Origin of the sequence: Streptococcus sp. WM07 (assembly GCF_004570525.1) — a bacterium.
Lineage (GTDB): Bacteria > Bacillota > Bacilli > Lactobacillales > Streptococcaceae > Streptococcus.
Map to the genome: position 1 here is coordinate 1 of NZ_SPPZ01000053.1, position 10493 is coordinate 10493.

The 10493-nt window shown below is 40.7% G+C and carries 10 protein-coding genes and 1 pseudogene; 9 read left to right on the forward strand and 2 right to left on the reverse strand.

Annotated features, from left to right (window positions below):
• The 7 genes and pseudogenes from E4T71_RS06905 to E4T71_RS06940 form a co-directional block, all read left to right on the forward strand.
• A pseudogene (locus tag E4T71_RS06905) lies at positions 1–108 on the forward strand (IS5/IS1182 family transposase); the annotation flags it as partial.
• Positions 77–415: a transposase gene (locus E4T71_RS06910; RefSeq protein ID WP_135038388.1), complete on the forward strand. Its 339-nt coding sequence runs from the start codon at positions 77–79 to the stop codon at positions 413–415. The pseudogene E4T71_RS06905 and the gene E4T71_RS06910, both read left to right, overlap by 32 nt.
• A 524-nt stretch (positions 416–939) precedes the next feature.
• Entirely contained in the window at positions 940–1182 is a 243-nt protein-coding gene (locus E4T71_RS06920; protein WP_135038392.1) for a hypothetical protein, read from the forward strand.
• A gap of 445 nt (positions 1183–1627) precedes the next feature.
• Positions 1628–2500: an ABC transporter ATP-binding protein gene (locus E4T71_RS06925; protein ID WP_135038394.1), complete on the forward strand. Its 873-nt coding sequence runs from the start codon at positions 1628–1630 to the stop codon at positions 2498–2500.
• Positions 2500–3231, forward strand: a complete 732-nt coding sequence (locus tag E4T71_RS06930; RefSeq protein ID WP_135038396.1) for an ABC transporter permease — start codon at positions 2500–2502, stop codon at positions 3229–3231. The genes E4T71_RS06925 and E4T71_RS06930 overlap by 1 nt, the downstream gene beginning before the upstream one ends.
• Position 3232: 1 nt before the next feature.
• Complete coding sequence (locus E4T71_RS06935) at positions 3233–4318, forward strand: sensor histidine kinase (protein WP_135038398.1); 1086 nt, start codon at positions 3233–3235, stop codon at positions 4316–4318.
• A gap of 2 nt (positions 4319–4320) precedes the next feature.
• The gene (locus E4T71_RS06940) at positions 4321–4917 is read left to right on the forward strand and encodes a DNA-binding response regulator (protein WP_135038400.1); all 597 of its coding nucleotides are present in this window, start codon (positions 4321–4323) and stop codon (positions 4915–4917) included.
• Positions 4918–4978: 61 nt separating this feature from the next.
• On the opposite strand, the gene E4T71_RS06945 is transcribed toward E4T71_RS06940, so the two are convergent.
• The gene (locus E4T71_RS06945) at positions 4979–5713 is read right to left on the reverse strand and encodes a hypothetical protein (RefSeq protein ID WP_135038402.1); all 735 of its coding nucleotides are present in this window, start codon (positions 5711–5713) and stop codon (positions 4979–4981) included.
• Between the two features lie 137 nt (positions 5714–5850).
• Positions 5851–8499 (reverse strand): bifunctional acetaldehyde-CoA/alcohol dehydrogenase, encoded by a 2649-nt coding sequence (gene adhE / locus E4T71_RS06950; RefSeq protein WP_135038403.1) that lies wholly within the window; start codon positions 8497–8499, stop codon positions 5851–5853.
• 152 nt (positions 8500–8651) lie between these two features.
• Between adhE and holA the strand changes: the two genes are divergently transcribed.
• Positions 8652–9692: a DNA polymerase III subunit delta gene (gene holA, locus E4T71_RS06955; protein ID WP_135038405.1), complete on the forward strand. Its 1041-nt coding sequence runs from the start codon at positions 8652–8654 to the stop codon at positions 9690–9692.
• Between the two features lie 54 nt (positions 9693–9746).
• A complete protein-coding gene (locus E4T71_RS06960) occupies positions 9747–10352 on the forward strand; it encodes a superoxide dismutase (protein WP_135038407.1) in 606 nt (201 codons plus the stop codon).
• Positions 10353–10493 lie beyond the last annotated feature (141 nt).

Consider the following 10493-nt stretch of genomic DNA (forward strand, 5'->3'; position numbering starts at 1 on the left):
AAGTTCAAAGTGTTTAACATCTTTTCAACAACTTACCGCAATCGTAAGAAACGATTTGGTTTAAGAATGAACTTGATTGCTGGTATTATCAATTTTGAAAGGCTATAAACGTTTCGCAGGAAGTCTAATCAAGAACGAAGTTCGTATGTTGATTTCTTGCTTGGCCTATAATCTTTCCTTATTTGTGAAGCATATAGCTGGTGGAGTTGTGAAGAATCTGACGATGAAACGTTTTCGGAAACTGTTTGTGAATATAGTTGGAAAGTCTGTAAAAAGTGCTAGAAGACAAGTTCTAAAACTGTCTAACCTCTATTCTCTGAAGGAGGAGTTTCGAATTCTTTTTGAACGAATTTCTAGCTTAAATTTCTCGCTCCCCATTCTTTATGAAGCAAGAGATGGAAGTCCCCTTTGTTAGGAAATTAAGATGTTAAATAGTATACATTTTTAAAAATATATAGTTACACCAAGGGCGGAGTCTGCCTTTTTTAGGGTGATAAGGTACTGAATACATTTTTATCCCTAGAACAATTTGGTGAATAATAAAAATCATCAGAAATTCCAGTTGGTTATTGGTTTTTTCTGATGATTTTTTAGGCATTTACACAGATTCTTCTGAGGTATGAATAATTTGGGTTCACAGAATGTCCAGACATAGTGGTTTTGATTCGGAGATCATTGCTAGCATGTTGAAACATATCTTGGATAATACGTATTTGCTCTGGGATTGGAAATTAGGTGAATAGAGGAGCCGATCTTTTTATCCTCACTACGATATGGCACGTTCGCTACAGCGACTCTATTTAGGCTGTCCAAGTACAATTGATCTCATTATGGTTCAGCATGAAGCCCTTGAGCATTTCTATATGAATCACTGTCACTTTGACTATAGTGTGGCACATAGATTAGCAAATGTAGATTACAATTATGAGGAGTTTAGAGATGAAACGAATTGAGAAACTATTTATTGAGATGATTAAAATCCAAGATACGGATGAGGTACTACAGTTTATGGCAATTTCGGGGACCTGTTCTGGGATTGGAACTTTAAACAAGAGAAATAAGGAGTATCATTACGAAGGGGATGATTTGGAGACATGGTCTTTCTTTGTTGGAGATCAGTTAAAACGAAGTATTCTTTTGGGAAAAACGTTACCTGAAAAATTTGTTCATGGCTTTGGATAAAACATTGAGTAGGTGGGGTTGCTAAAGGGTTAAAATGTAAATACAAGTTGTCCTTACAATATGGAGTTGCTCATGATTAAATACGCAACCAGGTAATTTTGGAGCTGTAGTAACTGACGTTCAGGAATCAAAAGGTATTTTGAAGGAGGGTGAGATTACAGTATGAGAAGCTCTACCTACAAGACTAAGGAAAATCACTTATATTTTTATTATAGTGAAGAATACAGAGTCTATGTAGCTCGAATTCTAAGCTCAAGACCAAATTGGGCAGCCCTTTTTTTTGAGATAAATCAATGACATCTCTTACATAGAGGTGTTTTTTAGTTTGGTGTTTTAGCTGTGGAGATGCTTTTCACCTGACAAATGTCATAGGAGGTCATGACATTCAGTGCTAGTTCTGGTAGGAGGTAAGGAGTAGACTAGAAATAGATAAGGAGGGGATGCTATGATTCATGTTGAAAAGTTAGTCAAGGAAATGAAGGGGAAGCGCATTGTAGATAACATGTCTTTTGATATTGTTTCTGGAGAAAGTGTGGCTATCATTGGTCCTAATGGTGCTGGTAAAACAAGTTTGATGAACTGTTTGACTGGAAAGTGGAAGGCCAGTGCTGGCCTCGTAACGGTCAGTGGAGAAGCTCCTTGGACTAAAGATAGTAAGGGGACCTGGACTGTTTTAGGACAGGAAAATGTGATTCCTCTAGATTTGAAGGTTAAGGAGCTAGTAGCTTTCTTTCAAGATATTTTTCCGGATTCTCTTAGCGATGAAGAGCTGGATAGACTTTTGCAGTTTTCTCAAGAGCAAAAAAATCAATTAACTCAAAAATTATCGGGCGGACAACGGCGCTTTCTGGCTTTTGTGCTATGTTTGGTTGGGAAACCGAGGGTGTTATTTTTGGATGAGCCGACTGCAGGTATGGATACCAGTACCAGGAAGCGTTTTTGGGAAATTGTGGAGGAGCTGAAAGCTCAAGGACTTACTATTTTTTATTCGAGTCATTATATTGAAGAAGTAGAATATACGGCAGATCGAATTCTTATGATTCATAATGGGAAATTGTTACGGGATACAAGACCAGAATTGATGAGAATTGAGGAACAGGTTAAGGTTGTCACCTTGGCAAGAAATTGGATGGAAATCTTATCTCCTCATCTTTACTATGAATTAGAGGATAAGGGAGAGTATGTTCACTTTAAGACTCAAAATATTGAAGAAGTCTGGGAGGAGTTATCAATTCAAGGCTGTCGAATTTCAGATATTGAAATTCAGAATAAGAGTCTGTTAGATATTTTATTTGAGCAAACCGAGGAGGAGAAGTGATGAAAGCTTTAGTAAAAATTGAAACCTTGAAACAACTGCGCAGTATCTGGATTTTTGCGATGGGTGTTGGGATACCACTCCTCTTCTTTCTAATTTTCTCCTCAACTATTGACTTGGGAGATTCGAAGCTCCAAGCAGTTTTTGTTCGAAACTACATGTTGACAATGACCTCGTTTTCCATGTCTAGTTTTGCTTTATTTACATTTCCTATGATGATACATGAAGATCGAAAAAATTACTGGATAGATTTTCTTAATAATTCACCAATTTCAAGTTCTCATTACTATCTGTCGAAAATCTATCGGGTATTTCTGACTTACTTGGTGTCCATTCTGCTAGTGTTTTCAGTGGGAGCTTTAGTGCGGGGTGTTTCGATGTCCCCTTGGGAATGGGGAGGTGCGGCTTTTTTACTGGTACTAACGTCAATCGTGTATTTAGCTATTGGACTGTTGCTTGGTTTGTTACCATCGGAGCAATCCATGTCCGTTGTGGGCAATTTATGCTTCTTTCTTCTGGCTATTTTAGGAGGCTCTTGGATGCCTATTTCGGTATTTCCAACATGGGTTCAGAGAATTTGTGAGTTTACTCCAGGCTATCATGTCAATCAGGTGGTTCTTAGTTTTGCGGAAGATTCTCAATTGAACTGGCAATCCTTGATATTTGTTGCTATCTATACCTTTATCTTTTTAGCTATAGTACAATATAGTAGACAGAAGAAAGGGGAATGTTAGGATGTTCGAAAAACGTAAAATTAATCCGATGTATTTTACTGGGCTTATTTTTCTTATCTTTCCTATTGTATATGCTTGGGGTGATATTGAATTTCCTTTTATAGTTGGATCCTCTCTTTTGTTTGGTTTTTTCTATATTTCCTTGCTTTATATGCGAAATCCTTTGTATGAGAAGGTTGCTTGGTTTTACATGCTATTCTATGTTCTTTATACAACATTTGCGGGTAATATCCAGTCTTCCTTGTTTCTTTTCAATCTTTCAAATCTACTGACCTGGCACTATACGGAAGATCGCTGGACTTATCGAACGATTTCCTATATCTTAACTTTGATTATTTGTTTGAGTTGGGCTATCATGGGTCCTTTTACTTGGGAGATTGTAGTCTTTATGTTTGTTCTTCATTCTTTTGCTTTGTTTATGTTTTATGGCGGTCGTCAGGAGGTGGCAAAGGAAAAAATGGAGAGGCAGTTGCAGGAACAGAATGCTTCCATCAATCTTCTCATTGCTGAAAATGAGCGAAATCGCATCGGTCAAGATCTACATGATAGTCTAGGTCATGTCTTTGCGACGCTGGCTATAAAAGCAGAATTGGGACTCAAGCAATTGGAAAAAGGGAATTTGTCGGCGGTCCAACAAGAATTGGAGGATTTACAGGCTACTAGCCGTAAGAGTATGATGGACGTCAGGAACATTGTGAATCAGCTGAAGTTTCGGAGTTTGGAGGAAGAACTGCAAGGTTTGCAAGGAGTATTTGAAATGGCTGGTATTGTGTTACAAATCCAAGAGGAGTTGGAGGTATCGTATCTCTCACCAGTTCTCCAATCCAATCTTACTATGATGGTAAGGGAATTAGCGAATAATGTCATTAAACATGCAGAGGCTAGCCATGTTTATCTACGTTTTAAGGATTTAGGTGATCAGTTTGTAGTTGAGATGGAAGATGATGGTAAGGGCTTTTTAAATCAGACGGATACGGAGCTTGTTTCTTTGCGGAATCGCTTGTCGCTGATTCATGGTAAAGTGACCATAGAATCAGCTAGTCGACCAACCCTCGTTCGTCTAACTCTACCTTTTAGAAAGGAGTAGCCATGAAACTGTTAGTTGCAGAAGACCAATCGATGTTACGGGATGCCTTGTGTCAGTTATTGCTTTTGGAAGATGAAGTTGAGCGGGTGTATGCCGCCAAGGATGGTCGAGAAGCTATTGAACTACTCCAAAAAGAAGAAGTAGATGTTGCTATTTTAGATGTTGAGATGCCGTATGTAACGGGCTTGGAAGTGTTGGAGTGGATTCGTAAACAGCAGGAGGTGCGCGTGATTATTGTTACGACCTTTCGGCGAACTGGCTATTTCAAACGAGCTTTGGCAGCTCAGGTGGATGCCTATGTACTTAAAGAACGATCCATTTCAGATTTAATGGCGACGATTCGTAAGGTTTTACAAGGGCAAAAGGAGTATTCTCCAGAGTTGATAGAGGAAATGACTCACTCGACCAATCCTCTTAGTTCTCGTGAAATTCAAGTTTTAAAAGGAATTGCCCGTGGCCTCTCTAATCAAGCAATTGCTCAGGAACTTTATCTGTCCAATGGAACTGTTCGAAATTATGTGACAAGTTTGATGACAAAACTTGGAGCTAATAATCGTACGGATGCATTGATTATAGCCCAGAAAGCCAATTGGATTTAGAAAACACTAGACAAAAACTGCAGTCGACTTGGATTCTGAGTATCCAAGCTTACTGCAGTTTTTAGTTGGTATTTTTTCTTTCAATGGTTAGGTTGATTTTGACGATGGGGTCTCCTTTTTTACGACCTTGCCACCAGCGGCGTAGGTGTAGGAAAGCTAGTGTTAGAAGGCAAGTTGGATAGAGAAAGATGCCGATAATGATAACGGATTTCGTTTGTTCGATGAAGTTGAGGATGAGGGTTTGGGTGGCCAGAAGTACACTATTGTCCTGGATATAGGATTTAATATCTCCAACCATGTTTTGGAGGTCTCCGAGTTTTTGGATGGGACTATTAGCAATGATGGCTTGAATATCTCTTGAAATTTTTTCAAAATCTAAAGCCATGAAATCTTGGTAATGATCTAGGAGGCCTGTAAAAGTGGACCAGCTGAGAAAGATGCTTAGACCAATGAGAGCTAGGGAACCCCAAAATAGGATCCGATAAGTATAGAAGAAAGCTCTCGAGTGAGTTTTGAAACTTCGAATCATAAGCCCATTGGCAATAAAAAATAGGAGTATCACGAGCACCAATAGAGTGATTCCTGTGATGAGAAGAGCTCCTGCGCGCTGCACCCAGTCCTGAATCAGCTGATCTTGTATAATTGCTAGCAGTGTCCAAGATTGAAAGTGAAAAAGTCCCTGAACTTGATTGTTCAAATAGTTGAATAAGAAAAGTGGGGTTAGGGTCATGCTGACGAGGTTTAAAATACTCCAATGGTAGGGGGTAATTGATTGGATTTTTTGATGGATATTCATGAAGAACCTTTCTAGTTGGTGGATCTTATGGCCAAGTGATTTTTGAAGATCAATGGGCGACAGAACTCATGGTATTGTAACACAAGTTCAGTAGGTGAACAAGAAAAACAGACCGGTTCCGATCTGTTTTTACTGTTCTACTTGATACGTCCTGGACGCTCTTTGTAACCATAGTAGGCGTCTTCAATGATTTCTTGCATATGATCAACTAAGGCCAAGCGAGGGTTGGCAGGAGTACATTGATCTTCGTAAGCTAGGAGAGCTAATTCACGGGAGTACTCTTTGAGTTCTTTTTCGTCAATGCCTTGAGCTTTGAGGTTCATCTCGATACCGATGCGTTCACCCAGGTCATAAACAGCTTGAGCATAAGCAGCTACAGCTTCTTCTGGAGTAGAGCATGGAAGTCCTAGCATCCGAGCGATGTCTTGGTATTTTTCATCGGCTTTGTAGTAGTTGTATTTAGGCCAAGTTGCTGTTTTGGATGGACGTGTGCCGTTATAGCGGATGACATATGGCAAGAGAATTGCATTCGTCCGGCCGTGAACGGTGTGGAAACGGCCACCAATCTTGTGGGCCATAGAGTGGGAAATACCGAGGAAGGCGTTGGCGAAGGCCATACCTGCAATGGTTGAAGCGTTATGCATTTTCTCACGGGATGCAAAGTCGGCATTTTTTACTGAACTTTCCAAATTTTCAAAGACTAGCTTAATAGCTTGGAGAGCTAATCCATCTGTATAGTCATTTGCTACAGTTGACACATAGGCTTCTGTTGCATGGGTTAAGACGTCCATACCTGTATCCGCCGTAACATGGGCTGGAACAGTCATAACCAAGGCTGGGTCAACGATAGCGACAGTTGGTGTGAGTGAGTAGTCTGCGATTGGGTATTTACGATTATTGGCTTTATCGGAGATAACCGCAAATGGAGTTACTTCAGACCCAGTACCAGAAGTGGTTGGGATGGCAATGAATTTTGTTTTCTTGCCGAGTTCAGGGAATTTGAAGGCCCGTTTGCGGATATCCATGAATTTCTGAACCAAGTCATGGAAGTCCACTTCAGGTTGCTCGTAGAAGAGCCACATAACTTTAGCCGCATCCATTGGAGAACCACCACCAAGAGCAATGATGGTATCTGGTTTGAAGCTACGCATCATTTCAGTTCCCTTATAGACTGTTGTGATGTCTGGATCTGGTTCAACATCCGCAAAGATTTGGTAAACGACGTTGTTGCGACGGAGGTGGAGTTGGTCCAGGATTCGATCTAAGAATCCGAGTTCAACCATTGAATGGTCAGTGACAATCATGACCCGTTCTACGTCACGGCATTTTTGGAGGTATTGGATGGAGTCACGTTCGAAGTATGTTTTTGAAGGAACTTTAAACCACTGCATATTATTTCTACGTCTTCCTACTTTTTTGATGTTCAAGAGATTGACAGCACTAACGTTGTCACCGATAGAATTGCGACCGTAGGATCCGCAACCGAGAGTGAGAGATGGTAGGAAGGAGTTGTAAACATCTCCGATTCCGCCAAAGGTAGATGGAGAATTCCAGATGACCCGAATGGCTTTGACCAATTGTCCAAACTCTTTAGCAAGATCTGCATCTTCAGTATGGATAGCAGCGGAGTGGCCTAGTCCATCGAATTCAACCATTTGACGGGCTTTTTCAAGACCATCTTCACGAGAGTCTGCTTTCAAGACAGCGATAACTGGAGACAGTTTTTCACGTGTAAGTGGCTCTTTTGGTCCAACGTGAGATACTTCAGCTGCTAAAATATTGGTTCCTTCTGGAACAGAGAAGCCTGCTTGTTCGGCAATCCAAGTCGCTGGTTTTCCAACGATAGCGGGATTCAATTTTGCAAGGGCACAGTTTTTACCATTTGCTTTAGCTCCGAAGCAGAATTCTTCCAGAAGTGCTTTTTCTTTTTTGTTTACAAAATAAGTATGATAGGATTTGAACTCGTCCACAAAATCATTGTAAACTTCTTTATCAATGATAACAGCTTGTTCAGACGCACAGACCATCCCATTATCGAAAGATTTAGACATGACAATGTCGTGAACAGCTTGGCGGATATTTGCGGATTTTTCAACATAAGCAGGTACATTTCCCGCACCAACTCCTAAGGCAGGTTTGCCACAAGAGTAGGCTGCACGAACCATGGCATTTCCCCCTGTAGCAAGGATTGTTGCGATTCCATCATGATTCATGAGAGCAGCTGTAGCTTCCATAGATGGTTGTTCAATCCATTGAATACAGTTCTCAGGAGCACCGGCTGCGATGGCTGCATCTCGAACAATGCGGGCAGCATGAGCAGATGATTCTTGAGCGGATGGGTGGAAAGCGAAGATAATTGGATTTCGAGTTTTTAAGGAAATTAAGGCCTTGAAGATGGCAGTTGAAGTAGGGTTAGTGGTTGGTGTGATTCCACAGATAACCCCAACTGGTTCGGCGATTAAAGTAAGGCCGGTAACATCGTCTTCCTCAATAACCCCAACTGTTTTGGTGTGGCGCATATTGTTAACCACATGCTCGCAGGCAAAGAGATTTTTAGTAGCCTTGTCTTCAAAGACGCCACGGCCAGTTTCCTCATAGGCATGCATAGCTAGGATTCCGTGTGCATCTAGGGCCGCAACAGAGGCTTTGGCCACAATGTAGTCCACTTCTTCCTGATTGAGTTTGCGCATTTCCTCAAGAGCAATCAATCCCTTAGTAACCAAGGCATCAACATGGACTTGAGCCAATTTTTCTTTTTCTTCTTTTGTGACAGTTTTCTCAGTCATACTTTTCTCCTGACATTTGTTAATCTTTTCACATTTCATATTATAACGAATTCGTTTTCATTTGTAAAGTTTTTCACAATATTTTTTTGAAAAAATTTTGAAATAGGCTGGAACAGGGAAATTTTGCTAAAATAGAAGAAAAAGGGGGTAGCATGACAGCAATTCGACAAGTAGAAAAAATGACAGCAGAGGATTTTCCAGCCTTAACCGTGGTTGCTGGAGAAGATGTGGGGCAGTTTTCCTTATTAAAGGAAGAGGTGCTTCGTAAAATCGGCTTTGATCCAGCTGATTTAAGTATGAGTCGTTTGGATATGCGGGAAACTCCTTATCCACAAGTACAAGAAGAATTGGAGAGTCTGCCTTTTTTTGCGGAAAGTAAGTGGGTGGTTTTAGATTCATTTTTGGATTTGACAACAGGACGGAAGCGTTATTTATCAGATGAAGAACTGAAACAGTTTGAAGATTATGTACAGAATCCGAGTTCTGATACCAAGGTCATTATTTTTGCAGAAGGAAAGTTGGACGGGAAGCGCCGTTTGGTTAAGCTGCTCAAACGCCAAGCGCTATTATTAGAAACCAAGGAGCTCAAAGAAAAAGAGTTTCGTTCTTTTTTACAGGAAGAGTTAGGAATGAGAGGTTGGAAGCTAGGTGCAGATTTACAGGATGTTTTACTGGAGAAATCGATGCTTAATGTCAGCCTGCTTCGTCAAAATTTAGCTTTTCTAGAAGACTACAGTAGCTTGGATTCTTTGACGGTTGAAGGCTTGCGCCAGCTGCTTCCGAAAACGCTGCAGGATAATTTGTTTGACTTATCTAGCCTCCTCCTTCAAGGAAAGTTGGAGGCAGCTAGATCTTTGATGGCGGATTTGCGTCTTCAGGGTAAAGATGATATTCAAGTTCTTGCACTGTTAATCAGCCATTTTCGTCTCTTTCTCTATGTGCGGTTCCTTGGCCCTTCTACTGAAGCAAACTTGGTGGCTGAATTGAAAAATCTAACAGGTACTAACTACAATCCTTACCGAGTTCGATTTGCCCAAAGAGATAGTCGAGCGCTCTCAACCAGTTATTTGCGAACTATCTATGAAAAAATGATTCAAACGGATTATGATATGAAAACAGGACTCTATGACAAGGCCTATTTGATGGATCTTTTGATGATTGAGATGGTGCAAGGCCTCAAGCAGAAAAATTGAAATGACAGCGCTTTTGCAGTATGATGGAAGAAGGAAAAAAGAAAGAGGTGGATTATGACTTATACAGTCCCTGAATTGCCATACGCCTATGATGCGTTAGCTCCACATATCGATGAGGAAACGATGCATTTGCATCACGATAAGCACCACCAAGCTTATGTGAACAATTTGAATGCAGCTTTGGAAAAACATCCTGAAGTGACAGCAGATATTCTTGCTTTGTTGAAAGATGTCGATTCTATCCCTGGTGATATCCGTCAGGCAGTTATTAATAATGGTGGTGGTCATGTCAACCACTCACTTTTCTGGGAAATGATGACACCAGAGGAAACAGCACCATCTGCTGAATTAGCAGCAGACATTGAAGCAACCTTTGGTTCTATGGATGCTTTCAAAGAAGCCTTTGCTGCTGCCGCAGCAACCCGCTTTGGTTCAGGCTGGGCATGGTTGGTTCTTAATGCGGAAGGTAAATTGGAAGTTGTTTCGACAGCTAACCAAGATAACCCAGTATCCAATGGTCAAGAACCACTTCTAGGCTTAGACGTTTGGGAGCATGCTTATTATGTAAGCTACCGTAACCTTCGTCCAGACTACATCAAGGCTTTCTGGAATGTGGTTAACTGGAATAAAGTCTCAGAGCTCTACGCAGCTGCAAAATAATAGGAAAAAATTTGGGTTCTATAATAAGTTGTGTGGAAAGCTTGCGCTCCATGCAACTTTTTTGTAATTTCCAATGCAAAAAAAAGCAATTCCTAGTAAACTGATAAGTGGAAAAACATCAGAATAGGAATTGCTTCATAT

What these genes read in the sequence shown, in the direction of transcription:
- E4T71_RS06920 (WP_135038392.1), top strand. Translation starts at nt 940, where the DNA reads ATGAAACGAATTGAGAAACTATTTATTGAGATGATTAAAATCCAAGAT.
- E4T71_RS06925 (WP_135038394.1), top strand. Translation starts at nt 1,628, where the DNA reads ATGATTCATGTTGAAAAGTTAGTCAAGGAAATGAAGGGGAAGCGCATT.
- E4T71_RS06930 (WP_135038396.1), top strand. Translation starts at nt 2,500, where the DNA reads ATGAAAGCTTTAGTAAAAATTGAAACCTTGAAACAACTGCGCAGTATC.
- E4T71_RS06935 (WP_135038398.1), top strand. Translation starts at nt 3,233, where the DNA reads ATGTTCGAAAAACGTAAAATTAATCCGATGTATTTTACTGGGCTTATT.
- E4T71_RS06940 (WP_135038400.1), top strand. Translation starts at nt 4,321, where the DNA reads ATGAAACTGTTAGTTGCAGAAGACCAATCGATGTTACGGGATGCCTTG.
- E4T71_RS06945 (WP_135038402.1), bottom strand. Translation starts at nt 5,713, where the DNA reads ATGAATATCCATCAAAAAATCCAATCAATTACCCCCTACCATTGGAGT.
- adhE (WP_135038403.1), bottom strand. Translation starts at nt 8,499, where the DNA reads ATGACTGAGAAAACTGTCACAAAAGAAGAAAAAGAAAAATTGGCTCAA.
- holA (WP_135038405.1), top strand. Translation starts at nt 8,652, where the DNA reads ATGACAGCAATTCGACAAGTAGAAAAAATGACAGCAGAGGATTTTCCA.
- E4T71_RS06960 (WP_135038407.1), top strand. Translation starts at nt 9,747, where the DNA reads ATGACTTATACAGTCCCTGAATTGCCATACGCCTATGATGCGTTAGCT.